General features: G+C 63.5%; 22 protein-coding genes. 19 read left to right on the top strand and 3 right to left on the bottom strand.

Going from position 1 to position 25849, the window contains the following annotated elements; genetic code table 11:
* Positions 1–39: 39 nt before the first annotated feature.
* Positions 40–1131, bottom strand: coding sequence for an ROK family protein (locus tag VN706_07255; protein HXT15412.1), 1092 nt, complete (start codon positions 1129–1131; stop codon positions 40–42).
* 303 nt (positions 1132–1434) lie between these two features.
* Here VN706_07255 and uxaC point away from each other — a divergent pair, with 303 nt between their 5' ends.
* The 19 genes from uxaC to VN706_07160 all read left to right on the top strand — a co-directional run bounded on the left by uxaC (position 1435) and on the right by VN706_07160 (position 23752).
* Positions 1435–2931, top strand: coding sequence for a glucuronate isomerase (uxaC, locus tag VN706_07250; GenBank protein HXT15411.1), 1497 nt, complete (start codon positions 1435–1437; stop codon positions 2929–2931).
* A complete protein-coding gene (locus VN706_07245; protein ID HXT15410.1) occupies positions 2928–4433 on the top strand; it encodes an altronate dehydratase family protein in 1506 nt (501 codons plus the stop codon). Before uxaC ends, VN706_07245 begins: the two co-directional genes overlap by 4 nt.
* Entirely contained in the window at positions 4434–5984 is a 1551-nt protein-coding gene (locus VN706_07240) for a tagaturonate reductase (GenBank protein ID HXT15409.1), read from the top strand.
* The gene (locus tag VN706_07235; GenBank protein HXT15408.1) at positions 5981–6646 is read left to right on the top strand and encodes a bifunctional 4-hydroxy-2-oxoglutarate aldolase/2-dehydro-3-deoxy-phosphogluconate aldolase; all 666 of its coding nucleotides are present in this window, start codon (positions 5981–5983) and stop codon (positions 6644–6646) included. Before VN706_07240 ends, VN706_07235 begins: the two co-directional genes overlap by 4 nt.
* The gene (locus VN706_07230; protein ID HXT15407.1) at positions 6643–7671 is read left to right on the top strand and encodes a sugar kinase; all 1029 of its coding nucleotides are present in this window, start codon (positions 6643–6645) and stop codon (positions 7669–7671) included. The genes VN706_07235 and VN706_07230 overlap by 4 nt, the downstream gene beginning before the upstream one ends.
* Positions 7658–8983: an MFS transporter gene (locus VN706_07225; protein ID HXT15406.1), complete on the top strand. Its 1326-nt coding sequence runs from the start codon at positions 7658–7660 to the stop codon at positions 8981–8983. Before VN706_07230 ends, VN706_07225 begins: the two co-directional genes overlap by 14 nt.
* 161 nt (positions 8984–9144) lie before the next feature.
* Positions 9145–10392, top strand: a complete 1248-nt coding sequence (pelA, locus tag VN706_07220) for a pectate lyase (GenBank protein HXT15405.1) — start codon at positions 9145–9147, stop codon at positions 10390–10392.
* Entirely contained in the window at positions 10389–11813 is a 1425-nt protein-coding gene (locus tag VN706_07215; protein HXT15404.1) for a glycoside hydrolase family 28 protein, read from the top strand. The genes pelA and VN706_07215 overlap by 4 nt, the downstream gene beginning before the upstream one ends.
* A 122-nt stretch (positions 11814–11935) precedes the next feature.
* Positions 11936–13045, top strand: coding sequence for a glycoside hydrolase family 88 protein (locus VN706_07210; GenBank protein ID HXT15403.1), 1110 nt, complete (start codon positions 11936–11938; stop codon positions 13043–13045).
* Positions 13042–13809: a 2-dehydro-3-deoxy-D-gluconate 5-dehydrogenase KduD gene (gene kduD, locus VN706_07205; GenBank protein HXT15402.1), complete on the top strand. Its 768-nt coding sequence runs from the start codon at positions 13042–13044 to the stop codon at positions 13807–13809. Before VN706_07210 ends, kduD begins: the two co-directional genes overlap by 4 nt.
* 13 nt (positions 13810–13822) lie before the next feature.
* Entirely contained in the window at positions 13823–14647 is an 825-nt protein-coding gene (gene kduI, locus VN706_07200) for a 5-dehydro-4-deoxy-D-glucuronate isomerase (GenBank protein ID HXT15401.1), read from the top strand.
* Positions 14648–14763: 116 nt separating this feature from the next.
* On the top strand, positions 14764–15909 hold the full coding sequence (locus VN706_07195; protein ID HXT15400.1) for a DUF4861 domain-containing protein: 1146 nt from the start codon (positions 14764–14766) through the stop codon (positions 15907–15909).
* Positions 15906–18383 (top strand): pectinesterase family protein, encoded by a 2478-nt coding sequence (locus tag VN706_07190; GenBank protein ID HXT15399.1) that lies wholly within the window; start codon positions 15906–15908, stop codon positions 18381–18383. The genes VN706_07195 and VN706_07190 overlap by 4 nt, the downstream gene beginning before the upstream one ends.
* A 20-nt stretch (positions 18384–18403) precedes the next feature.
* Positions 18404–19948, top strand: a complete 1545-nt coding sequence (locus VN706_07185; GenBank protein HXT15398.1) for an alpha/beta hydrolase fold domain-containing protein — start codon at positions 18404–18406, stop codon at positions 19946–19948.
* 113 nt (positions 19949–20061) lie between these two features.
* Positions 20062–20859 carry a hypothetical protein gene (locus VN706_07180; protein ID HXT15397.1) on the top strand — a complete coding sequence of 266 codons (798 nt, stop codon included), beginning with the start codon at positions 20062–20064 and terminating at the stop codon, positions 20857–20859.
* 141 nt (positions 20860–21000) lie between these two features.
* Positions 21001–21534, top strand: a complete 534-nt coding sequence (locus tag VN706_07175) for a hypothetical protein (protein ID HXT15396.1) — start codon at positions 21001–21003, stop codon at positions 21532–21534.
* Complete coding sequence (locus VN706_07170; protein ID HXT15395.1) at positions 21534–21920, top strand: hypothetical protein; 387 nt, start codon at positions 21534–21536, stop codon at positions 21918–21920. The genes VN706_07175 and VN706_07170 overlap by 1 nt, the downstream gene beginning before the upstream one ends.
* Positions 21921–21973: 53 nt before the next feature.
* Positions 21974–22339, top strand: coding sequence for a hypothetical protein (locus VN706_07165; GenBank protein ID HXT15394.1), 366 nt, complete (start codon positions 21974–21976; stop codon positions 22337–22339).
* 105 nt (positions 22340–22444) lie between these two features.
* Positions 22445–23752 carry an alpha/beta hydrolase gene (locus VN706_07160; protein HXT15393.1) on the top strand — a complete coding sequence of 436 codons (1308 nt, stop codon included), beginning with the start codon at positions 22445–22447 and terminating at the stop codon, positions 23750–23752.
* Between the two features lie 222 nt (positions 23753–23974).
* On the opposite strand, the gene VN706_07155 is transcribed toward VN706_07160, so the two are convergent.
* Both VN706_07155 and VN706_07150 read right to left on the bottom strand, forming a co-directional pair.
* Positions 23975–24223, bottom strand: a complete 249-nt coding sequence (locus VN706_07155; GenBank protein ID HXT15392.1) for a hypothetical protein — start codon at positions 24221–24223, stop codon at positions 23975–23977.
* Between the two features lie 52 nt (positions 24224–24275).
* Entirely contained in the window at positions 24276–25844 is a 1569-nt protein-coding gene (locus VN706_07150) for a RagB/SusD family nutrient uptake outer membrane protein (protein HXT15391.1), read from the bottom strand.
* Positions 25845–25849 lie beyond the last annotated feature (5 nt).

Raw genomic sequence — 25849 nt, 5'->3', positions numbered from 1 at the left:
CCCATACGCCCATACGCCCATACGCCCATACGCCCGCACTCATGCCACTCGTGGCGCCGCAAACACCGGCGCCGCCACAAGCGCCGTCGCCCCACGCAACCGCGGATAACTGCTCGCGGGATCCGGCAGCAACGGCGTCTCCGCCGCCACCGGGGTCAACGCACGCTCCGCGATTCCTTCCCGGATGATCGGCTCGACGTGATCCCAGACGTCCGTGATCTCGCCGCCGATGAAGATCTGCGCAGGATTCAACGAGTTCACGATCACCGCCAACCCTCGGCCCAGATATCGCGCGGTCTCTTCGAGGGCGGCGAGCGCCTTGGCATCGCCATGTTTCGCGCGATCGATGACGTCGGTGATCGTCAAGCCGGACTCGCGGAGCAGGTGGCGCGCTTCCTTGCGCGAAAACTCGCGGCCCATGTAGCGCGACATCGTCGCCAGATTCGACGTGTACGCTTCGAGGCACCCACGCGCGCCGCACAAACATCCCGGTCCATTCGGATCCACGGGAATGTGTCCGAACTCGCCGGCCGTGTAGTCGTGCCCGCGCACGACCTCGCCATTCATCACGATCCCGGTGCCGACGCCGTCGGAAACGGTGACGTACACGAAATCGCGCGGCGTCTCCGATCCGCGCTCGCCCAACCACATCTGCGCGATCGCACACGCGATCGGCGCATTCTCGATGTGCACTTCGTATCCCGTCGCTTCGGCGAGGGCGTCGCGCACATCCACATCGCGCCAGCCAAGCTGAGGCGCGTTGAGCACGCGCCCCGTGCTCTGGTCGATCATGCCCGGGATCACGAGTCCAATGCCGTTGCATTTCTTTTCGGCCTGGTTCGTTTTCAGGAGTCGAGCGATGCGGCGCGCCAACAGCTTGACGAGCTCGTCGGGCTCGGGCACCGTGTCGAACGCTTCCGTCGCGATCGCGTTGCCGGCGAAGTCGCTCAACATCAGATAGGTGCGGCTGAACCGGACATCGATGCCGACCGCCAATCGATCCTGCGTGCGAACGTACAACATCATCGGTTTGCGCCCGCGCGGCGCGTTGATCGTGCTGCCCTCGTACAGAAATCCGTCGGCAATCAGCTCCCCAACGAGCGACGTAATCATGCCGCGGCCAATTCCCATGCTCCGAGCCAGATCAGCTCGCGAAACCGGTTGGTGCTCTCGAACCAGGTTCAGAAGGATCTGCCGGTTGATGTCACGCGTCGTGGACCGCGTCGCCCGTACGAAGCTGCGTGTGTTGATCTTACGCATCGCTAAGTTATTGTTCGGCAATGAGATACCAACAAGTCCACGCGACGTGAGCCGGGTCTGTGTTCAGCTGATATCGCGTGGCGGCCAATATACGGGACTATTGCGCGGCCGATATTGTTCGTAATTTGAACAAATGCTGGCCCCGCGCAATATCCGCCTTTCCCACCAGGCCTTATGAAACGTGGCATCCACCAGCCGCTCCTCCTGAACGAGGATCGATTCTTCGATTCGGATCCCGCCATCCGAACCGCGGCCCGTTCCATATATGAAGAGACGCGCGAGCTTCCGCTCATCTGCCCGCACGGGCACGTCGAGCCCGCGCTGCTCGCCACGAACCAGTCATTCCCCGAGCCCACCGCACTCCTGATCGTTCCGGATCACTACATCTTCCGGATGCTTTATTCCCGTGGGCTCTGCATGGAATCGCTCGGCGTTCCGACGCGCGACGGCACCCCCGTCGAAACAGATCCGCGCAGGATCTGGCAGCGGTTCGCCGAGCATTACTATCTGTTCCGCGGAACGCCGACGGGCGTGTGGCTCGATCACGAGCTCCACGACCTGTTCGGCGTTCGCGAGAAGCTCGACGGCGGTACGGCACAGGCGATCTATGATCAGATCGCCGAGCGGCTGGCGTCGCCCGAGTATCGTCCGCGGGCGTTGTTCGATCGCTTTAATATCGAAGTGCTCGCGACGACGGACAAAGCCTCGGATCGGCTCGAGCATCATCGCGCGATTCGCGAATCGAACTGGAGCGGCAACGTCGTTCCGACCTTCCGTCCCGATGCGGTCTTCCGGATTGCGACCCGCGCCTGGCGCGGCGAGATCCAGGCGCTCGCTGCCGCGGTCGGTCGTCCGATCGGCGAGTATGTCAACTTCATCGACGCTCTCGCCGCGCAGCGCCGCTACTTCAAGTCACTCGGCGGCACGGCGACCGATCACGCCGTCGTCGAGCCATACACCGAGCGGTTGAGCGACCTCGATGCATCGCAGCTGTTCGCGCGCGCGTTGGCGGGGCAGGCGACCCCGGGCGATCAGCGCCGCTTCGAGGCGCACATGTTGATGGAAATGGCGCGCATGTCGATCGAGGACGGGCTGGTGATGCAGCTGCACCCCGGCGCCATGCGCGATCATAACGTGCTGGTGGCCGAACGTTTTGGGGCGGACAAGGGCGGCGACATTCCGGTTGCGACGGAGTACACGCGCAATCTTTCCAATTTGCTAAATACCTATGGCAACGACCCGCGCCTGACGATCGTGCTGTTCACACTCGACGAAACCAACTACGCGCGTGAGATGGCGCCTCTCGCCGGACACTATCCGGCGCTGCGCCTTGGACCGCCGTGGTGGTTCCATGACTCCATTCAAGGCATGACGCGCTTCCGCGAGCAGGTCACGGAGACGGCGGGGATCTACAACACCGCCGGCTTCAACGATGACACGCGCGCGTTTTGCTCGATTCCCGCGCGCCACGATCTTGCGCGGCGTATCGATGCGAACTTTCTAGGCGGCCTCGTCGCGCGGCACATCGTCGACATGAACGATGCGCGTGTCATGGCGCGCGCGCTGGCGTACGACCTGGCGAAGGAGACGTACCGCTTCGGAGATATCAGTCGTGCCGCGAGCCGTGCCGAGCCGGGACGGGTTCGCGCGGTGTCGGGGGGCGAGGCGTGACACCGGAGAAGCCCGCGGTCATCCGCATCGCCGATCGCGACAACGTCGCGATCGCGCTGCGTCCGATCGCGGCCGGCGAGCGCGTGATCGTCGATGGCGCGTCAGTCGTCGCGCGCCAGGACGTACCCGCCGGCCACAAACTCGCGCTCGCCCCCATCGCGCGCGACGAGCAAGTAATGAAGTACGGCGTCCCCATCGGCAACGCCACGGAAGACATTCAGCCAGGCGACTGGATCCACTCGCACAACTTGAAGACCGCTCTGAGCGGTGTCCTCGACTACAAGTATTCTCCGCGCACCGCCCATACGCCCATACGCCCACACGCCCATACGCCCGTCTTCAAAGGGTTTCGCCGCGCCAACGGCAAGGCCGCCACCCGCAACGAGCTCTGGGTGCTCAACACCGTCGGCTGCGTGAATCATGCGGCCGAGCGGATCGCGAGACAGGCGGCGGAGCGGTACGCGGGGAAAGTGGACGGCATCCACGCCTTCGCGCATCCGTACGGCTGCAGCCAGCTCGGCGACGATTTAAAGAATACTCAACGCGTGCTCGCCGGCCTGCTGCGTCATCCGAACGCCGGCGGCGTGCTCATCCTCGGCCTCGGCTGCGAGAACAATCAGCTCAACGAGCTGATGGCGCTCGCCGGCGACATCGATCGCGAGCGCGTCGCGTTCTTCAATACGCAAGACGTGATCGACGAGCTCGAGGAAGGGACCGGCGCGGTCGCGAAGCTCATCGAGCGGATCTCGCAGGACAAGCGCGTCGACGTGCCGGTGACCGAGCTCGTGCTCGGCCACAAGTGCGGCGGCTCCGACGGGTTCAGCGGCATCAGCGCCAACGCGTTGCTCGGCCGCGTGGCGGATCGCATGACGGCGCTCGGCGGCAGCGTGATTCTCACCGAAGTACCCGAGATGTTCGGCGCCGAGCAGCAGTTGATGAATCGTGCGACGTCGCCGGAGGTGTTCGACGGCGTCGTGAACATGGTCAATGATTTCAAGAACTACTTCCTGCGGCACAATCAGCCGGTGTACGAGAATCCGTCGCCGGGAAACAAGGCCGGCGGCTTGACGACGCTCGAGGAGAAATCGCTCGGCGCCATTCAGAAGGGCGGACGCGCGCCGGTCTCGCGCGTGTTGCGGTACGGCGAGCCGCTGCGCGATCACGGTCTTTCGCTGCTCGAGTCGCCGGGCAATGACGGCGTGTCGTCGACGGCGATGGTGGTCAGCGGCGCGACGCTGCTGCTCTTCACGACGGGCCGCGGCACGCCGCTCGGCTTCCCGGTGCCGACCATCAAGGTTTCATCGAACAGCGAGATTGCCGCGAAGAAGCCGCACTGGATCGACTTCAACGCCGGCTCGCTGCTCGACGGAACGAAGACGATGGCGCAGCTCGAGGACGATCTCTTCGCGCTGATCCTGAGCGTCGCGTCGGGCGAGCTCACCAACAACGAGAAGAATGGCTATCGCGAGATCGCCATCTGGAAAGAGGGAGTCACGCTCTAGATGCACGATCGTCCCCGGCTCTCGCGCGAGGTCGTGGCGTTGCTCGCCTTCAGCGGCCGCACCGACGTCGAAGTTCCTCCGGCCGAGGTCCTCGAGCTTCGGGAGCGAGTGGTACAGTTTGGAACCGGCGCGTTTCTGCGTGGTTTCGTCGAGTACTTCGTGGACGAGGCCAATCGCGCCGGAGTGTTCGACGGCTCAATCGTGGCCGTGTCGTCGACGGGCAGCAGCCGCGACGTCATGCTCAACGAACAGGACGGTCTGTTCACGCTGGCGATTCAAGGCATCGACGACGGGATTGCGCGGCGCCGGCATCGCATCGTCGCGTCGCTGAGCCGCGCCATCTCGGCGCGCGATCAGTGGGACGCGGTGCTCGCGGTGGCGCGTGATCCAGATCTCGAGCTCGTATTCTCGAATACGACGGAAGTCGGCATCACGCTCGACCAGAGCGACGAGCTCAATGCGCATCCGCCGAAGTCGTTTCCCGGCAAGTTGACGCGCTTTCTGTTCGAGCGCGCGACGGCCTTCGACTACGATGTGTCTCGCGGCGTCGTCGTGTTGCCCTGTGAGCTCATCGAAGACAACGGCGACGCCTTGCGTGCGATCGTCCATCAGCTCGCGCGGCGCTGGAATCTCGATGCGCGCTTCGGCGCGTGGCTCACCGAAGCCGTGCAGTTCTGCAACACGCTCGTCGACCGCATCGTGCCGGGTGCCCCGCCGCGTGAAGAGGCACAGCGCTGTGAGGAATTGTTCGGCTATCGCGACGGGCTGCTGACCGCGTGCGAGACATATGCGTTGTTCGCCATCGAAGGCGATGAGCGAGTCCGGCAGCGCATACGCATCGCCGATGCGGACAGCCGCATCATCGTCACGCCCGACATTCGGCCGTATCGCGAACGCAAGGTGCGCATTCTGAACGGCGCCCACACCATCTCGGTGCCGCTTGCGCTGCTCGCGGGATTGGCGACCGTGCGCGAAGCTGTCGAGCACGAGCGCGTGGGCGCGTTCATGCGGCGCGCCGTCCTCGAGGAGATCGTGCCGAGCATCGACGTACCCGACGCCGAGGTATTCGCGCGCGACGTGTTGACGCGTTTCGCGAACCCGTACATTCAGCATGCGTTGATCGACATCACGCTGTACGGCACGACGAAGATGCGCGTGCGTATCGTGCCGTCCATTCTCGCGTACGGCGAGCGTTTTGGCCGCGCACCGGCCGCGCTTGCGTTTGGTTTCGCGGCGTATCTCGCCTTCATGCGCGGCGAGCTGCAAGCCGAGCGTCGCGCCGCGGGACTTCCTGTACCTGAAGACGGCGAGGGCGAGCGCATTCGCGCGGAGTGGCGCACCGTCGATCCGCAGGTTGATGACGACATCGTCTCGTTCGTCGAGCGCGTGTGCGGTGACGAGGCGCTGTGGAACGCGGACCTGACTGTCGTGCCGGGATTCACCAGTCTCGTTGCCGAGCATCTCATTCGGATCGTGCGCGGAGGCGGGAGCGGTCGCGCCATTGCCGCGCTGGACGCATTTCTTTCAGAACCTGCTATCACACAGTCATGACCACGTTTGCCACGGCCGACGAAACGCTGGCGCGGCTGCGCGCCGTGCGCATCGCTCCGGTGATCACGATCGACGATCCAGCTGATGCGGTACCACTGGCACGCGCGTTGGCCGAGGGCGGTCTGCCGTGCGCGGAGATCACGTTCCGAACGCCGCGTGCGCCCGAAGCGTTGCAGCGCATTTGCGCCGAGGCACCCGAGCTGCTCGCTGGTGCGGGGACGGTGTTGACGCGGGATCAAGCCAAGCGCGCACGCGATGCCGGCGCACAGTTCATCGTCGCCCCGGGATTCAACGCGCGCGTCGTCGACTATTGTCTGGAAAACAGCATTCCGGTGTATCCGGGAATCGCGACGCCGACTGAAGTGGAGATGGCGCTGGAGAAGGGCCTCAAGACGTTGAAGTTCTTTCCCGCCGAGCCGATGGGCGGACTCGATTTTCTCAAGGCGATCGCGGCGCCGTACGTCGACGTCAGCTTCATGCCGACCGGCGGAATCAATCTCACGAACGTCGGACACTATCTCGCGTTCAAGCGCGTTGTCGCGTGCGGCGGATCGTGGATGGCGCCGGCGGACTGGATTGCCGCAAAACAGTTCGATCGCATTCGTGAAGCATCGCAACGCGCGGCCGAGGCCGCGCAGGGCAAGACGGCGGTCGTCGTATGAGCCGCGTCGTCACGCTCGGCGAGGTCATGTTGCGGCTCAAGTCTCCCGGCTTCGAGCGGTTGTTCCAGTCGCCGATGCTCGAAGCGACATTCGGTGGTGCCGAGGCGAACGTCGCGTCGTCGCTCGCGCAGTACGGTGTCGACGCGCGCTTCGTATCCGCCATTCCCGCCAACAACGTCGGCGATTCGTGCATCGCGGCGTTGAAGGCGTTCGGTGTGGACACGTCGATGATCAAGCGCCAAGGCGACCGGCTCGGGATTTACTTCCTCGAGAATGGCGCGAATCAGCGTCCGTCGCGCGTGACGTACGATCGCGCCGGTTCCTCGATCGCAACGGCGAAGGCAATTGATTTCGATTGGGACGCCGTGTTCGCGGATGCGGATTGGTTTCATGTCAGCGGCGTGACGCCGGCGATCAGCGCGAGCGCCGCTGAGCTCTCGTTGGCTGCGGCGAAGGAAGCCCGCCAGCGTAAGCTGGCGGTTTCGATAGACTACAATTATCGAAAGAACCTCTGGAAGTACGGCAGGAAGGCGCCGGACGTGATGCGCGAGCTGGTGGCATTCGCCACCGTCGGCATCGCGAACGAGGAGGACTGCCAGAAGGCGCTCGGCATCGAGGTGGACGTCGATGTGGCGTCGGGCCGGCTCGAGCACGACAAGTACCGCGCGCTGGCGGAGAAGGTGTTGAAGACGTTCCCCAATCTCGAGAAGCAGGTGATCACGCTTCGCGAAAGCCACAGCGCCGATCGCAACGGGTGGAGCGCGTGCCTGTTCAACGGCAAGGATTTCCTGATGAGCCGGCGCTATGACATCACGGATATCGTGGATCGTGTCGGCGCGGGCGACTCGTTCGCCGCGGGTCTCATCTACGGTGTGCGCGCATATGAGAACGATCAACAGGCGCTGGAGTTCGCGACCGCCGCGTCGTGTCTCAAGCACTCCATTCATGGCGACATCAACCGCGTCGGCGTGAGCGAAGTCGAATCGCTCATGCAGGGGGACGCCAGTGGACGTGTCCAGCGCTAAGCGCGATCCCGCCGTCACGGCGTCCGGCGCGACCGGACTTGCCGTGAGCGGCGCCTTGATGAAAATCGGCAGATATCGATGGACGATCTGCGCGTTGCTGTTCTTCGCGACCACGATCAACTACATCGATCGCCAGGTCCTTGGCATTCTCGCGCCGACGCTGCAACGCGAGCTGCACTGGTCGGAGACACAATACAGCGCGGTGGTGTCATGGTTCACCGCCGCCTATGCGATCGGTTTTCTCTTCGCCGGACGGTTGCTCGACAAGGTCGGCACGCGCATCGGCTACGCGATTTCGATCGTCGTGTGGAGCTTGTCGGCGATGTCGCACTCGCTCGCCCGCAACGCATTTCAGTTCAGTCTCGCCCGCTTCGGACTCGGCCTTGGTGAATCAGGCAACTTCCCGGCGTCGATCAAGACCGTCGCCGAGTGGTTTCCTTCGCGCGAACGCGCGTTGGCGACCGGCATCTTCAACGCGGGGAGCAACGTCGGCGCGATCGTCACGCCGCTCGTCGTGCCGTGGATCGCACTGACGTTCGGATGGCGCGCGGCGTTCATCTGGACGGGTTTGTTGAGCGCGACGTGGTTGATCTTCTGGCTGATCGTCTATCGTCCGCCGCAGGAACATCCTCGTCTCTCGCAAGGCGAACGCGAATACATCCAGAGCGAGCCCGCCGAGTCGACGGCGCGTGTGCGCTGGCTCGAGCTGCTCGGCCACCGTCAAACGTGGGCGTTCGCGCTCGGCAAAGGCATGACGGATCCGATCTGGTGGTTCTATCTCTTCTGGCTGCCGAAGTTTCTCGACGCGCGCTACGGTGTGAAGCTTGGCGCGATCGCGGCGCCGCTGATCGTGATCTATCTGCTCGCCGACGCCGGGTCGATTTTCGGCGGCTGGTTGTCGGGCGCATTCATCAAGCGTGGCTGGTCGGTGAACGCCGGCCGCAAGACGACCATGCTCGTCGCCGCGCTGCTCATCGTTCCGACGATGTTCGCGCCGAGCGCGCCGAACGTGTGGCTGGCCGTGTTGATCGTGGGCGTGGCGGCCGCGTCGCATCAATGGTGGTCGGCGAACATTTTCACGCTGGCGAGCGACATGTTCCCGAAGCGCGCTGTCGGTTCGGTCGTCGGCATCGGCGGGTTCTTCGGTGCGGCGGGCGGCTTTCTGTTTCAACGCGCGACTGGATGGGTGCTCCAGCGCAACGGCGATAACTACACGCCGATCTTTCTCGTGTGCGGATTGGCGTACGTCTCGGCGCTGCTCGTGATTCATCTGCTGTCGCCGCGGTTGGTGAAGGTGGATTTGGGCGTATGAGCGCGGCCGTCATTCCGAGCGCCCTTGTCCTTCCGAGCGCCCTTGTCATTCCGAGCGCCCGTGTCATTCCGAGCGTAGCGAGGAATCTCCCGTCCCGTCGGATTGGCCGGGCCCTCGCTCGGGATGCTAGATCCCTCACCTTCGCTTCGCTCAGGCTCGGGATGACAGGCTGTGCTGCGCTCGTGCTCGGGATGACGCCGTTACGCGCCCAGAATCCAAACCCCATGGATTCAATCCGCAAGCTGCCAGGCTATCGCCCCGCCGCCGACACGACGACGTATCTCGCCGAATCGCGCATCGAGAAGTTCGTTCCGCGAAGGCGCCACGCCGCGTGGATGGCATACCTCGCGAGCTCGCGTGCGATGTACGCGCGCGACACCGCGTCGATGCATCAGGAGCTGCGCACGCTCGGCAAAACGGAAATGGTGCGCGCGCCGTACACGCACGACTTCTCCGTGAAGAGCTACATGACGCCGGCGTGGTTCGCCGGTGACTCGGCGCGCCGCATGGCCGAGTCGATTCTCAGCTTCCAGGCGCCGAACGGCGGCTGGTCCAAGCACGTCGATTTTGCGGCGCACAGTCGCCAGCCGGGCGAGAGCTATTACGCTGAGAGCAATGAGTGGGAGTGGATCTCGACGGTGGACAACGATCAGACCACCGAGGAAATCCATTTCTTGGCGCACGCGGACTCGGCGCATCATGATCCGCGCTATGAGCGTGCGATCTCGCGCGGCATCGACTACTTGCTCGCGTCGCAGATGCCGAATGGATGCATCCCCCAGGCATTCCCGCTCGAGGGCAGCTATCACGACGCCGCGACGTTCAACGACAACGCGACCGTCAACGTGCTGAGCATCTTCCGCGAAGTCGCCGCGGGAGATTTCCAGAATGTGAATGTGAAGCAGCGCGCCGCGGCGAGCGCCGCGGTGATGAAAGGCATCGCGTGCATTCTCGACGCGCAGGTCAGCGTCAACGGCGTGTTGACAGCGTGGGGCCAGCAGCACGATCCGCTGACATATCTCCCAGTAAGCGCGCGATCGTACGAGCTGACGTCGCTCACGGCGCTCGAGAGCGCGGAGATTGTCGATTTCCTGATGACGCTGCCGCGCCCGTCGCAAGACGTGGTGAAGGCGGTGTACGCGGCAACACGATGGCTGCGTTCCGTTCAGCTGCATGGCCTGTCGTACGCGCACTACGAGCTTCGCGCCGATCCCAACGCGCCGCCGCTGTGGGGCCGTCTCTACGAGATCGGCACGAATCGCGTGATCATGGCCAATCGCGAGGGCATCAAGCTCTACGACTGGAACCAGCTCACCGACCGCCGGTCCGGCTATGGCTGGTACACGACACTGCCGGCAGCGACGCTGGCGCGTTTCGACGTCTGGTCCAAATCGCACCCGAGCCCATGAACCGCAGACAATTTCTTCGTGACGGTGTTCTTGCCGCGACGCTCGTGTCTCCGCTCGCCGCGGCGTGTCGCTCGGGGCCGCGTGTTGGTTCGCCGATGCCGCCGAGTGGAAAGAGTGGATGGGATCTCGTGCCCGAGATTCTCGCGCGCATCGTTCCGCCGACATTTCCGAATCGGGACTTCGACATCACGCGGTACGGCGCGCGCGCCGACGACTCCGATTGTACCGATGCGATTCGCCGCGCCGTCGAAGCGTGTGCCGCCGCGGGCGGCGGCCGCGTGTTGGTGCCCGCCGGCCGCTTCCTCACCGGGCCGATTCATCTCGAGAGCAGGGTGAACCTCCACGTCGCGAAGGGCGCGACGCTGGCGTTCACTCGAGACACCTCGAAGTATCTCCCCGCCGTGCTCACGCGATTCGAGAGCACTGAGCTGATGAACTACTCGCCGTTCATCTACGCGCTCGACCAGAGCGACATCGCTATCACCGGTGAAGGCACGCTCGACGGCCAAGCCGACGAAGCGCATTGGTGGTTCTGGAAGGGAAGCAAGGAGTCGGGCTGGAAGGCCGGCATGCCGAACTACAACGCGTCGCGTCAGCGACTGCTCGACATGGCCGAGCGGCGGGTGCCGGTCGCGCAGCGCGTGTTCGGCGAGGGCGATTGTCTGCGGCCGAATTTCATCCAGCCATATCGCTGTAAGAATATCCTCATCGAGAACGTCACGATCGTGAATTCGCCGATGTGGGAGATCAACCCCACGCTCTGTCAGAACGTGACGGTGCGCGGCGTGAAGATCAATACGCACGGACCGAACAACGACGGCGTCGATCCCGACTCGTGCTGCGACGTGCTCATCGAGCACTGTGAGTTCAACACGGGCGACGATTGCATCGCCATCAAGTCGGGGCGCAACGAGGATGGCCGCAGGGTTGGCGTGCCGAGCGAGAACATCATCGTGCGCGAGTGCCAGATGCGCGACGGCCATGGCGGCGTCAGCGTCGGCAGTGAGATCTCGGGCGGCTGCTGGAACGTGTTCGCCTACAACTGCCGCATGGACAGCCCAATTCTGTATAGCGTGCTGCGCCTGAAGAACAACGCGATGCGCGGCGGCGTGCTGCGCGACATCTACATGCGCGACGTCACGGTGGGACAGGTCTCCGACGCCATCCTCTCGATCGACTTCACCTATGAGGAGGGCGCCAAGGGCCGCTTCACGCCCGTCGCGCGGAACATCGAACTGCGGCGCGTCACGAGCGAGAAAAGTCCGCACGGCGTGGTGCTCAAGGGATTTCCGAACGCGCCGATCGAAGATGTTCGGGTGCTCGACTGCACCTTCAAGAATGTCTCACAGGGCAACGTGATCGAGAACGTGCGGGGGTTGAATTGGGCGGGAACGACGATCAATGGCGTCAAGGCGCAGTGACTCCACCCATTGTCATCCCGAGCGAGCTTGTCATCCCGAGCGAAGCGAGGGATCTCCCGTCTCGGCGGATTGGCCGGCCCCTCTACCGCGACGCTAGATCCCTCGCGCTGCTCGCGCTCGGGATGACAGCGCCTCTCCAGGCGCAATCCAAGCCCTGGTCCACCCGCGTCGCCGAGTCGGTGATCGCACGCAGTCCGGTCGTCGTCTACGACAAGTGGGATTACGTCGCGGGCCTCATGCTGCTCGCCATCGATCGCGTCGGATCAGAGACTCATCAACCAAGGTTCGCCGCGTACGTCCAGCGCAGCGTCGATTCGCTCGTGCATCCGGATGGCTCGATCGCCGGCTACGACCAGAGCGAGTTCAATCTCGATCAGATCAACGAAGGCCGCGCGCTGTTCATTCTCGCCGACCGCACGCACGACCCGCGATACCTGCGCGCCGCCGACAAGCTGCGCGACCAGTTGCGCCATCAGCCGCGCACCGCGGAAGGCGGCTTCTGGCACAAAAAGATTTACCCGCAGCAGATGTGGCTCGACGGCCTGTACATGGCCGAGCCGTTCTACGCGCAGTATGCATTGCGCCACGGCGATACGACGGCGATGAACGACGTCGTTCGACAGTTTCTGCTCGTCGCCCGACATCTGCGCGATCCGAAGACGGGCCTCTACTACCATGCGTGGGACTCGGTGCACCAACAGCCGTGGGCCGACAGCGCCACCGGCCTCTCGAAGAATTTCTGGGGCCGCGCGGTCGGCTGGTACCTCATGGCGGCGATGGACGTGCTCGACGATCTGCCGAAGACGCACCACGACCGCCCGGAATTGATTCGCGTCGTTCGCCAGCTCGCGAGCGACGTCGCGAAGGTGCAGGATCCGGTCACTGGCGTCTGGTGGCAGGTGCTCGATCAACCAAATCGCGCGGGCAATTACCTCGAAGCATCCGCATCCGGAATGCTCACCTACGCCTTCGCGAAGGGCGCGCGACTCGGCATACTCGACTCGTCATACCGCGCCGTCGCGAATCGTGCGTTCGACGGCATGCTGAAGCAGTTCGTGACGGTCGACGCCAACGGCCTCGTCTCCATCAACGGCATCTGCAAGGTCGCGGGACTCGGCGGCAATCCACCGCGCGATGGCTCCTATCAGTACTACGTCTCCGAGCCTGTCGTGTCGAACGACTACAAGGGCGTCGGACCGTTCGTGCTCGCGGCGCTGGAGCTGGGTCGATGAGCGTGCTCGATCGCTTCTCGCTCGCCGGCAAGCGCGCGCTCGTCACCGGTGCGAGTCGCGGCCTTGGGCGCGCGATGGCGATTGCGCTCGCCGAAGCTGAGGCTGACGTCGTGTGCGCCAGCTCGAGCGAGGATGGCACGGCCGAGACGGCGGCGATCATTCGCGATCTTGGAAGACAGGCGTGGACGACACACGCCGATCTCGGCAGTCGTGACGAAGTCGCGCGCATGGCCGATGATGCCGAGCGTCAGGCCGGATCGATCGACATTCTGGTGAACAACGGCGGCACGATCGCACGCTTTCCCGCGGCGGAGTTTCCCGACGAGGAATGGGATCGCGTGCTGCGCACCAATCTGGATTCCGTGTTCGCGCTGTCGCGCCACTTTGGCACGAAGATGATCGAGCGGCGCGCGGGCAAGATCATCAACGTGGCGTCGCTCTTGTCGTTCAGTGGCGGCATTACCGTGCCCGCGTACACGGCGAGCAAGCACGCGGTGGCCGGGTTGACCAAGGCGCTGGCGAACGAGTGGGCGAAGCACAACGTCCAGATCAACGCCATCGCGCCCGGCTATTTCGCCACCGACAACACGCAGCGTCTTCGTGCCGACTCGACGCGATTCGCCGAGATCAGCGCGCGCATCCCGGCGGCGCGCTGGGGTGATCCTTCCGATCTCGCGGGCGCCGTCGTGTTTCTGGCGTCGCCGGCGAGCGACTATGTCAATGGCCACGTCCTCGTCGTCGACGGTGGATGGGTGGCACGGTAATTAGCAAACTCTCATGCATCTTCTTCCCGACTCCATGCGCTCCCGCACGCTCTCGACCGAAGAGCTGCGCTCGGCGTTTCTCGTCCAGGGGCTCTTTCAGCCCGACGCGATCAATCTCCGGCACATCGATCTCGACCGCGTCGTGCTCGGCGGCGCGGTACCGACCGGCAAGCCGCTCGAGCTCGAGGCGCCGGAATCGTTCGCGGCCAAATTCTTTCTCGAACGCCGCGAGCTCGGCATCCTGAATATCGGAGCGCCGGGGAGCGTCACAGTCGATGGCAAGCGATTCGACCTTTCGCGGCTCGACGTGTTGTACGTCGGTCGCGGGAGTCGCGACGTGCACTTCGCGAGCGAGTCGGCCGGCGAGCCGGCGCGGTTCTATCTGATCAGCTACCCGGCGCACGCGACGCATGCGACGACGCACATCAAGGGTGCGGACGTCACGGGCAGTCCCATCGGCAGCGCCGATCGCGCGAACTCGCGCAAGATCGCCAAGTACGTCCATGCCGACGGCGCGGAGAGCGCGCAGCTCGTGATGGGTGTGACGCAACTGGCGTCAGGCAGCGTGTGGAACACCATGCCCGCGCACACGCATTTCCGGCGCACGGAGATCTATCTCTACTTCGACGTTCCCGACGACGGCGTCGTCGTGCACCTCATGGGCGAGCCGACCGAAACTCGCCACCTCATGGTGCGCAACGAAGAAGTCGTTCTCTCGCCTCCGTGGTCGATTCATTCGGGCTGTGGCACGTCGAACTACACGTTCTGCTGGGCGATGGGCGGCGAAAACAAGGACTACACCGACATGCAGGCGGTCGACACGAGGGAATTGAAATGAGGGAAATGAGTGTCACTCCGAGCGAGCTTGTCATTCCGAGCGCAGCGAGGAATCTGCCGTCCCGTTCGCGCGGCTGGCTACGCGGAACGCACGCAAGGTCCCTCGCTGTCCTCGCGTTGCTCGGGCTCGGGACGACCAGCGTTCGCGCCCAATCCTCCTACACCATCCGCGCCGAGAATACGTTGTCGCTCACGCGGAGCGATGAAACGATCGCACTGCCGTGGAGCGACGTTCACGCGCGTCTCAACGTGAGCGCCGCCAATCAGGTCCGCGTTCGCGACGTCGGATCCGGCCTCGAGATTCCGTCGCAGGCCGTGGACAACGACGGCAACGGCACGATCGACGAATTGATCTTTCAAGGCTCGTTCGCGCCCGGCGAGATCAAACGCTTCACGATCGAGGCCGGCGCGCCGGCGCCCGTGAAGACGGAGCGCGTCTATGCGTCGCACCAGGATCCGCGCGACGACGTCGCGTGGGAGAACGATCGCATTGCCTATCGCATTTACGGTCAGGGACTGTGGAAGGTCGACTCGCTCCTCAGCAGCGGCGTGGACGTATGGGTCAAGCGCGTGCGCACGCCGATCGTCGAGAAGTGGTACGCCAAGGGTCACGATTTGTACCACCACGACACCGGCGAGGGCGCCGACTTCTTCGACGTCGGCCAATCACTCGGCGCCGGCGGCACGGCGATCTACCGGGACAACAAACTCTATCGCGCGTGGAATTTCAAATCGTGGAAGATGATCGCGAACGGTCCAGTGCGCGCGATATTCGAGTTGTATTATCAGCCGTGGGAAGCCGGCGGCATTCGCGTGACGGAAACGAAGCGCATCGCGATCGACGCGGGTCAGAATCTCAATCACGTGACGAGCATTTTCCGTCAGGAGAATGCCGCGCCCGGCACCGACATCACGTGGGCGACTGGTCTCGTGAAGCGCAAAAATGTCGTCGGGTCGGAGAGCAAGGCGCAGCCATGGGCGTGGCTGTCCGAATGGGGGCCGGTGCTCCCGAAGGACGGCGGGCATGGCGATCTCGGGCTTGCCGTCATGTTGCCGCGCGACGCCGTCGCCGATTGGAAGGAGACGAACGATCACTATTTCGCCGTCTCGCATGCGCGTTCGGGTGAACCCGTGAATTACTGGATCGGCGCCGGCTGGACGGGCAGCGGTGATTTCCGCGACGTCAGCGACTGGCAGACCTATCTCGATCAGTTCGCGCAGCGGCTGTCGATACCGGTGAAGGTGACTGTGGAGGGAAAATGACTGATATCTCGAATGTCATTCCGAGCGAAGCGAGGAATCTGGCGTCCCGTCGGATTTGCAAGTCCCTCTACCGCCATGCTGGATCCCTCGCCGCGTTGCTCCTCGGGATGACTGGTGCACTGCACGCTCAAGACACCCGCACCGTCACCGAGCCGAAATATCCGTCCGCCTGCACGACGCTCACCGCCGAGCTCGCGCCGGTCGCCGACACGACGCTCGCCGATGCGGACGAACGCAAGCTCGACACGCGTCGCATTCAGAGTGCGATCGATCATTGCGGATCGGGTCAAGCAGTCGTGCTCCGCGCCGACGGCGAAAAGCGCGCGTTCCTGATCGGTCCGATCACACTCAAGCGCGGCGTCACGCTGCGCGTGGACACGAATGCGATCGTCTTCGGCTCCCGCGATCCCAAGGAGTACGACATCGACGGTCGCTGCGGCACCGTCGACGAGAAAGGGCACGGCTGTCGTCCGCTGATCAGCTCCGACAACGCGGACGGCGCCGCGATCATGGGGCCGGGCACGATCGACGGCCGCGGTTGGGCCAAGCTCCTCGACAAGACGGCGTCGTGGTGGGATCTCGCGCAGTTCGCGAAAGTCACCAACAAGAGTCAGAGCTGTCCGAGGCTCATTCAATTCACGAAGTCGAACAACGTCGTACTCTTCGACGTCACGCTCAAGAATTCGCCGAACTTCCACGTCGTGTTCGATCGCGGCAATGGCTTTACCGCGTGGGGCGTGTACATCGACACGCGCGATCCGCGTGCGCGCAACACCGACGGTATCGATCCCGCGAGCGCGACGAACGTCACCATCACGCACAGCTTCATCAACACGGGCGACGACAACGTCGCGATCAAGGCCGGGGCCATCCCGAGCTCGCACATGACGATCTCGCACAACCATTTCTATCGCGGTCACGGCGTGTCGATCGGCAGCGAGACGGACGGCGGCGCGAGCGCGATCCGCGTCTTCGATCTCTCGATTCAAGGCGCCGACAACGGCATCCGCATCAAGTCGAACGCGGCACGCGGCGGCCTGGTGCACGACGTCGAATATCGAGACGTCTGCATTCGCGACACGAAGGATCCGATCGAGATGGACACGCACTACACCGCGTCGGCGACGACGACCGGCGACATGATTCCTGAATTCCGCGACATCCGCCTCAAGGACGTGCGCGTGCAGGGCGGCGGCAAGGTCATTCTCGAGGGATACGACGAGAGGCGCCGGCTCGGCATGACGTTCGACAACGTCGTGTTCGACGATCCGTCGAAGATCAAGGTCAGTGCAGGGCATGTGTCGATCGCGAAGGGCCCGGGCCCGATGAATCTCGACGTCACCGGCGAGGACGTGCATGTCGCCGGCACGACGTCCGACGCGCCCGCGAATTCCTGCGTTGGCAAGTTCGTTCCGATGCCGACGGCCTCGACGTCCGCCGCATCGAAATACAATGCGGTGGTCGATGCATCCTTTCGCGGCTCCGAAGGCGACAGCTCCAGCGGCGCGCCGACCTTTCGCACGCTCGGCGCCGCGCTGACGGCGCTGCCGCCGAATGGCGTCGGCCGAGCGGCGATCTTCATCAAGAACGGCCGCTATCACGAAAAGCTCACGATCGATCGCCCGTACGTGACGCTCGTCGGCGAGTCGCGCGACAACACGGTGCTCACCTACGCCGCCGCGGCAGATACGCCCAGCCCGGGCGGTGGAACGTATGGAACGCGCGGGAGCTTCACGCTGAGAATTGTCGCGCCTGACTTTCGCGCCGAGAATCTCACGATCGAGAACGCATTCGATTACCCGGCGAATGTGGCCAAGCCGGATGGCGACAAGACCAAGCTCAAGAACATGCAGGCCGTCGCGCTCATGCTCGACCTGGGCTCCGACCGCGCGTCATTCGAGAACGTGAAACTCACGGGCTTTCAGGACACGCTCTTTCCCAACTCGGGTCGCGCCTATTTCCACAAGTGTGAAGTCTGGGGCCACGTCGACTTCATCTTCGGTGCCGGGCAGGTGGTGTTCGATGACTGCGACATCGTCTCGCGCGATCGGCATAGTCAAACGCTCAACGGCTACGTGACCGCGGCGAGCACCGACGTCTCGCAACCGTATGGATTTCTCTTCATCAACAGCCGCCTGAAGAAGGACAACCCCAACCTCGCGCCGAACTCCGTCTCGCTCGGCCGCCCCTGGCATCCGTTCGCGAATCCGCGCGCGAACGCGAGCGTCGCGTTCATCAATTGCTGGATGGACGATCACATCGGCGCGAAGGGCTGGGATCGCATGTCGTCGGTGGATTCGACGGGCACGCGCATCTGGTACGAGCCGTCGTCGGCGCGATTCGTTGAATTCGGCACCACCGGCCCAGGCGCCGTAACGAGTGCAACGCGACACGTGATCACCGCTGCCGAGGCGGCGAAGTATACGCCGGCGGCGGTGCTGAACGGTTGGGTGCCGGCGCCAAGCGGGCGTTAGTGATGTTGCCGGTGTTCCCCGTGTCGCGCCTCACCCTCGCGGCGCTCGGCGTCGGCGGCCTGATGGCGCTCGCCGCGCCGCCGTCGATAGACGTCTACATGATCGGCGACTCGACGATGGCCGACAAAGTGGATCCGGACATGAATCCGGAAGTCGGCTGGGGCCAGGTCTTCCCGAAGTATTTCACGAGCGACGTGCACGTGCGCAATCACGCCGTGAACGGCCGCAGCACGAAGAGCTTCATCGATCAGCATCGCTGGGACAGCGTGACCGCGCAGCTCAAGCGCGGAGATTACGTGTTCATCGAGTTCGGCCACAACGACGAGAAGCAGGACGACACGAGCCGCTACGCCGCGCCGCACGGCGCGTACAAGGCGAATCTCGAGCGGTTCATTGCCGATACGCGATCGAAGGGCGCGACGCCGATCTTGTTGACGCCGATCGTCCGCCGCAGCTTCGACGACAAGGGTGAGTTGAAGCAGACGCACGGCGACTATCCCGCGGTGGTGAGAGAAGTCGCGAAGGAGACGCGTGTCGCATTCATAGATCTCGAACGAGACACTCGCGCCCTGATCGCCCCGCTTGGCCCCGAGAAATCAAAGGTCGAGTACGACTACATGCCGCCGGGCGCGTCGATCATGTTCCCGAGGGGGAAGGCGGACGACACGCATCTGTCGAAGCGCGGCGCGCTCGACGTGGCGGGGCTGGTCGCGCGCGATCTGTCGAAGATGGATCTGCCGCTCGCGAAGTATCTGCGGCTCAAGCCGGATCCTACGCCGGATCCAGTCGCGCTGCGCCTGTGGGACACCGTGCCGGGCGCGGTGGGCGACAGTGTGATCGACACGCCGACGATCACGCCGTTCCTCGTGCGCGACTCGAACGGCGCAAAGGGCTCTGGCAAACCGACGAGCGCGATGATCGTGTTTCCGGGCGGCGGTTACGAGCATCTCGCCACGGACAAGGAAGGTTTTCAGGTGGCGCGCTGGCTCAACACGCTCGGCATCAGCGCGTTCGTGGTGCGCTATCGCCTGGGCCCGCGCTATCACGATCCCGCGCTGCGCATGGATGCGCAGCAGGCGATTCGGCTAGTACGCAGGCGTGCCGCGGAGTGGAACGTCGATCCGCATCGCGTGGGCGTGATTGGCTTTTCGGCGGGCGGGCATCTCGCTGCCACCGTCGCCACGCAGTTCGATTCAGCGACGCGGCCGGACGTGGCGATGCTGATCTATCCGGTGATCACCATGGCGTCGCCGTACGCGCACGCGGGCTCGCGGCGGAATCTGCTCGGGGAGCCGGCGTCGGACTCGGCGATCCATGTGATGTCGGCGAACGAGCGGGTGAGGCCGGATATGCCGCGGACGTTCATTGTGGCGAGTACGGACGACCGGACGGTGCCGGTTCAGAATTCGCTCATGATGTATGAGGCGTTGTTACGGGCGAAGGTGCCGGTGGAGATGCATATCTTTGAATCGGCGAGGCATGGGTTTGGGCTCGCGGCAGCGGATAGTGTCGTGGGCGCGTGGACGGGGTTGGCGGGGAGATGGTTGGTACGGGCGGGATTCTAGCGCTGAGCGTTTGAGGCGCTGAGACTGTATGATCCTGTGGCCTAAGCGAGCTATCGAAAATCACTGCTAAATTGCGCAGGCCACTTGTCGTTGGGTAGCTATACAGTTCTTACATGAGCGACGTTTCAGACCGAATTCGCGCGAGCATGGCGGTCCTCGGGCTGTCTTTCCTGCCGTCAATCCGGCCGCTCGCGGTTCCAAATGATTTCGGCGACGAGCTCATACCGGCGGGAACCGCTGTTCTGATTTGGTACCGCGGTGAGCGCTATGTGCTCAGTGCCGCGCACGTCGTCGAGCTGTACCCCAATTACACGTACTACATCGGATCGATGCGGAGCTGGATCGAGATCCCAGGTCCATGGACTGTGAATCGCCCTTCGGGTGGAAACCGCGAAGGCGACACGATTGACATCGCCTTTCGGCACGCACCAAACGCATTCGCAGAGCAGCTCGATGGTTGCACATTTCTCTCGGCCGACCAGCAAGCGACCACAGAACAAGTGAGGTTCAATGGGCCGTACCGTTCAAAGTATGTCGCCATTGGTTACCCGCTGAACGCCTTCAAGATCAAGCGCTACTCCAAGACAACCGTTCCGGGCAACATCGCATATGCGGGGGGAATCGCGTCGCCCGATTCCTACATCAACGAGAAGCTGAGCGCTACGGCGAACCTAGTGTTGGACTCTAAGTGGGATTCGATCGTTGGCGAAAAGGGTCTGCAAACCTCGCCGAAGCTGGAAGGCATTAGTGGCGGGGCCATCATACGGCTTAGATCTATTGAAGGGCTGGGCGATTTGACGCGGCCACAATTAGCAGGCATTACAATCGAGGAACGCAGGCAGGCAAGACTGCTCGTCGGAAATCGTCTCGGCGTCTACACGGAGGCTATCAATCGTGCTCGTACGGCCTAACCCTCCGAGCAGCTCCCTAACGAACGCTGAAACTGACAAGGAATGTGCGGATGGCACCCTGCCGCGCCCGGCGCTGTTATTAGACTTCTTTGTGCTTTCGAAGAATTGACCGGCTCACTCTTTCACCGACCTGCCCGTACGATGACCCGTCGACCACTGATTCGATTCATTCTCGGCGTCGCGTTCTGTTTCCCTTGCACGTTTGCCGTTGCCCAAGCGACGACAGCCCCCACTTGGGGGCCACTCGGCAAGCTGCTTGGATCATGGACAGCGGATAGCGGCGGCGGTGGCCGGCCGGGAATGGCGGTACGCGGAGGAGAAACATGGGTGCGGGACCTGAACGATCGCGTGATCGTCCGCCGTGATTTCTCCGAGTATCCGGCGACCGCTCAGCGGGCCGCGTTCCGTCATGAAGGGCTCATGGTGATTGCGCCCGCCGCCGCAGGGTTCGCGGCGCGTGCCTTTGACAATGAAGGCCACGTGATCACGTACCAACTCGTCGCGAGCGACACGGCCATCGTGTTGACGTCCGACGCCGTGCGTGCGCAGCCGCAGTTCCGATTGACCTACCGACCGACGCCGAACGGATATGATGTTGGCTTCGAGATCGCTCCGCCCGATCGACCGGGGGAATTCAAGCCGTATGTCGCCGGCCGGCTGCACCGCGCGCCGTAGTGTCGACTGACGCCTTCGCGACCTACTTCATCCTGGGCGGCGCCTTCTTCGCCAACCCTGCCATGCGTGCCGAGTTTGCGCGCTTCAGCACTGTCTATCGCACGCATGAATCCATGAAGCCCGTCATGCCGCTCGGCATGCTCGGTATGCTGCTCTCGATGTTCGCCCTCGCGGCATTGGTCGCGATGATCCACCCCGCCGGCGCGGGCGTCGTTGCCGGCGTGCAGTTCGGATTGCTCATCGCCCTGTATGCCTTGGGCTCTTTCGTCCTGCACAACCACGTCAATCTCAACATCGGCGGGCGATTGACGGCACTCCAGGGCATCGCGTACAGCGTGCAGTGGGTGGTCGTCGGAATGGTGATCAGCCTCGTGTATCGAGGCTGAGTGTCGCGCATGCGTTGCAGCTGACTCAAACTCGTTCGCCAACAGAGGTGCACGTGGAACGATCCGCCGCGGTGACCTATTACGAAAAGCTCATTGCCACGAATCCCGCGGTGGAGCGAAAGGGCGATACCGTGCCCTACACATCGCTCAACGGGCACATGTTCAGCGCGTTGCACAAGGACAACACGGTGGCGCTGCGGCTTCCCGAAAAAGAGCGCGAGACGTTTCTCGAGAGGTATCGAACGTCTCTAGCCGCGCAGTACGGCGTGGTGCAACCCGAATATGTGGTCGTGCCTGACGCACTGCTGGCCAAGACGAAGGAGCTCGAGCCGTACTTTGCCGCGAGCTATGAATACGTGGCAGCGATGAAACCCAAGCCCACGACCAAGAAGAAGGCGAGCGCAAAGAAGCGGCGCTGACGTTTAGGCCGGGCGCCTTGCGATTGCGACGAAAGCGTGCGAAGCTACTATCGCGATAGTAGATTGTCATGCTCTCCGCGCCGCCCACTCATGCGGGAACCACTCATGCGCCGATTTCCCACGCTCTCCTCACTCGCGGCAACGCTCACGGCCGCTCTGATCGCCACCGCCGCGAGCTTGCCGGCGCAAAACGCACTCGGCACCTGGCAAGGCACTCTCCAATTACCCGCGCAGCCGCTTCGCCTCGTCATCGACATCGCGCGCGACAATGGCCGGCTCAAGACGGTCCTGTTCAGCCTCGACCAACGCGGCTTCGAAAGTCCGATCACTGCGGACACGATCACGATCTCTTCGCGCACGGTGCGACTCGTCTTCAGCCGAGCCCGCGCGGAATTCATCGGCACGTTCGACCGAACCGGCGACACACTCTCCGGTTCCTGGATGCAAGGTGGATCGTCGCCGCTCGTGCTCGTGCGAGCAACCGCACAAACCGCATGGGGCGATAAATCATCGCACGCGATTCGACAGATCGCCGTCGATACCACCGTCTCTCTCGAGGTACTCGACTGGGGCGGCACCGGACGTCCGGTGGTGCTCCTCGCCGGCGCCGGCAACACCGCGCACGTCTTCGACGACTTCGCGACGAAGCTCACTCCCCGATATCACGTCTACGGGATCACACGCCGCGGCTTCGGTCGCTCGAGCGCGCCGCCATCCGGCTACTCCGCCGACCGCCTCGCCGACGACGTGCTGGCGGTACTCGACTCGCTACGCCTCGCGAAGCCGGTGCTGATCGGCCACTCGATCGCCGGCGAAGAACTGAGCTCCATCGGATCGCGCCGTCCCGAGCGCGTCTCGGGTCTCGTGTATCTCGATGCAGGCTACGTGTACGCCATGTACGACAGCACGCAGGAGAACACCCTGATGGACATGTACGACGTCCAGCGAAAGCTCGCGAAGCTCTCACCCGCGCTCAGTCCGCGCGATCTCGAGAACATTCTCAACGAGCTGCTGACGACGAGCCTTCCCCTCATGGAGCGCGACATGCGCTCGTGGTCGAAGCACCTCGCGGCGCGCCCCGACCGCGACGTCACACCGCCACCGTTCGCGCGAGACTTCGTCGCCGATTCACTGTTCGCGGGCGAAGAGAAATTCTCGACGATCCATGGCCCGGTGCTCGCGATCTTCGCGGCACCGCGCGAAGTGTCACCCGCACTACTGAAGGATTCCGTAGCGCTCGCGAAATCCGACTCGGCGTATCTCGCGGGCGTCATGCCGCAGATCGACGCGTTCCAGCGCGGAGCGCCGGGCGCACGCGTCATTCGCATTCCGCACTCGAACCACTATGTGTTCAGATCGAACGAGGCGGAGGTACTGCGAGAAGTGTTTGCGTTCATCGACGCTCTTCATTGACCACGGACAACGGCGGACAACGGCGGACCGACACGGAGACGGCGTCAACTGCGGTCAACTGCCGTTTGACGCCTTCGTATTGGAACACCCTCAGGACCCATCGATTCGCGAAGCGTCCTGAGGCTGTCTTAAAAAAGCAGTCACTTAAAACGTCGTTCAACCGCAGTTCAACGCCGTCTCCGTGCCGATCAGTGTCGTCCAGCAGTTTTCCGTGGTATTGCTTTACTCGAACAAAATCGAAATCGCCGTATCCGTCGCGAACAAGCGCGACTCGCGCACCGACCCGGCGTCCGTGACTCGCTCGAGATGGGCAGCACGAATGGCGTCGGGATCTGAATAGTCCGCGAAGATGATGGGATTGCGATACCGCCCCGGCCCCGCGTCGGGACTGTACGCCTGCGCAAAGGCGGTGGTTGCCGAAGCAACCACCGCCAAGAGCAGATTCCTCGCTACGCGAAGAATGACGTTCACGTTTTCGAGGACTCTGGTGTCACGCCCAGCGCCCACCGCCCACCGCCCACCGCTACTGCCACCCCGGATTCTGCGTCAGCTTCGGATTCAGATCCAATACCCGCTGCGGAATCGGCATCAACTTGTACTTGTCCGGAATCGGACCGTTGTTCGCCTTCGGGAACTTGCTCGTGCTCGACTTCGCGTGCGCCATGCTCTGTTCGATGCGCGCCTTCGACCACGCCCAGTTGCGTTGATCGTCGAAGTATCCGTTCGGCCCCTCGAGCGACAATTCCCAGCGACGCTCGTTGAATACCGAATCTCTAAAGAGATCGTGGCTCAGCCCCGGCGTCATGCTCGGAATCCCCGCGCGCTGGCGAATCGCGTTCACGGCCGCATACGCCTCCGCCCCCGGCCCACCATTCACCTCGTTCGACGCCTCGGCGATCATCAACAACACTTCGGCGTAGCGGAGAATGATGTAGTTCGGCTCTTCCGCGCCCGTGCCCGTCATCTGCGGGTCGAGGAACTTGCGCGGGAACGGCGTTTCGCTCGCGTACGGCTGCGACGCGGTCTTGGTCTCGTCCCACGTCACGGTCGTGCCGTTCTTGTTCCACGAGAGCACGAACGTTCCGTCGAGCCGCTTGTCGTCCTTGCGGAAGGTATGGAACCAGATGCTCTCCGCCTCGAACGATCCGTTCGTCGATGCACCGAGGAACGGTGCCGTGGCGTTCGGCGCCATGTGCGACGAGAGGCGACCACCCAATCCCGGGGCGCGCACGTTCTGGATGTCGAAGATCACTTCGCTGTTCTGCTCCTTCACCGTGCCGCCGATGAAGTCGAACAGCGATTTGTAATCGGACACCAGCGAATACTCGCCGTCAGACTGCACCTGCTTCGCCATCGCGAGCGCGCTCGCCCAATCCGCCGCCGTACCAACGCCCGTACCCGCGCGCTGGAGATACATCTTCGCCAACAACGTCTTCGCGGCGCCGCGCGAGGCACGGCCGATGTCGGAGCCCGTGTACGACTTCGCGGGCGGCAGCACCGCGATCGCGTCCTTCAGATCCTGCTCGATCTGCGCATACACTTCCTGCGCCGTATTGCGCGGAATGGCGAGACTGTCCAGTCCTTGCGTCTCGTGCAGCTTGAGCGGCACGCCGCCGAACATCCGCACGAGATTGAAGTAGTGCAGCGCGCGCAGGAACTTGGCTTCGCCAACGATGCGCGCCTTGAGCGTCGCATCCATGTCGATCGCCGGCACGTGATCGAGCACGGCGTTCGCGCGGTTGATCGCGTCGAACGCCGACGCCCACACCGCCTGCACGTACGCGTGGTTCACCGGAATGTTGTACACGTCCGGCTGGCTGCGCTCGTTCGTCGCCGACAATCGCGACGTCCACATCTCCGTCGAATGCTCCACGAGCATGACGAAGTCGCGGCCGTAGTAGTTGTCGCCGGTGCTGTTGATGAAATCCGCATACACGCCGTTGATTGCCGCGATCGCGTCGCCGGCGTTGCGGTAGAAGTTCGTGGGTCCGATGAAGTCGAACGGCTGCTCGGTCAGAAACTGCTTGTCGCTGCACGCCAGGCCCACGGTCAACGCGCCGAGCGCCAGGACGATCTTGATTCGCTTGTGCATATGAG

Source organism: Gemmatimonadaceae bacterium (assembly GCA_035606695.1).
Classification (GTDB): Bacteria; Gemmatimonadota; Gemmatimonadetes; order Gemmatimonadales; family Gemmatimonadaceae; genus JAQBQB01.
Note: the sequence above shows the minus strand (reverse complement) of the source record. Positions and strands in the feature narration are given on the sequence as shown.

Coding starts and splice junctions, on each gene's coding strand:
- VN706_07210 (HXT15403.1), top strand. CDS start 11,936: ATGACAGCGCCTCTCCAGGCGCAATCCAAGCCCTGGTCCACCCGCGTC.
- VN706_07230 (HXT15407.1), top strand. CDS start 6,643: ATGAGCCGCGTCGTCACGCTCGGCGAGGTCATGTTGCGGCTCAAGTCT.
- pelA (HXT15405.1), top strand. CDS start 9,145: ATGACAGGCTGTGCTGCGCTCGTGCTCGGGATGACGCCGTTACGCGCC.
- VN706_07150 (HXT15391.1), bottom strand. CDS start 25,844: ATGCACAAGCGAATCAAGATCGTCCTGGCGCTCGGCGCGTTGACCGTG.
- VN706_07190 (HXT15399.1), top strand. CDS start 15,906: ATGACTGATATCTCGAATGTCATTCCGAGCGAAGCGAGGAATCTGGCG.
- VN706_07175 (HXT15396.1), top strand. CDS start 21,001: ATGACCCGTCGACCACTGATTCGATTCATTCTCGGCGTCGCGTTCTGT.
- VN706_07235 (HXT15408.1), top strand. CDS start 5,981: ATGACCACGTTTGCCACGGCCGACGAAACGCTGGCGCGGCTGCGCGCC.
- VN706_07180 (HXT15397.1), top strand. CDS start 20,062: ATGAGCGACGTTTCAGACCGAATTCGCGCGAGCATGGCGGTCCTCGGG.
- VN706_07215 (HXT15404.1), top strand. CDS start 10,389: ATGAACCGCAGACAATTTCTTCGTGACGGTGTTCTTGCCGCGACGCTC.
- kduI (HXT15401.1), top strand. CDS start 13,823: ATGCATCTTCTTCCCGACTCCATGCGCTCCCGCACGCTCTCGACCGAA.
- kduD (HXT15402.1), top strand. CDS start 13,042: ATGAGCGTGCTCGATCGCTTCTCGCTCGCCGGCAAGCGCGCGCTCGTC.
- uxaC (HXT15411.1), top strand. CDS start 1,435: ATGAAACGTGGCATCCACCAGCCGCTCCTCCTGAACGAGGATCGATTC.
- VN706_07240 (HXT15409.1), top strand. CDS start 4,434: ATGCACGATCGTCCCCGGCTCTCGCGCGAGGTCGTGGCGTTGCTCGCC.
- VN706_07160 (HXT15393.1), top strand. CDS start 22,445: ATGCGCCGATTTCCCACGCTCTCCTCACTCGCGGCAACGCTCACGGCC.
- VN706_07255 (HXT15412.1), bottom strand. CDS start 1,131: ATGGGAATTGGCCGCGGCATGATTACGTCGCTCGTTGGGGAGCTGATT.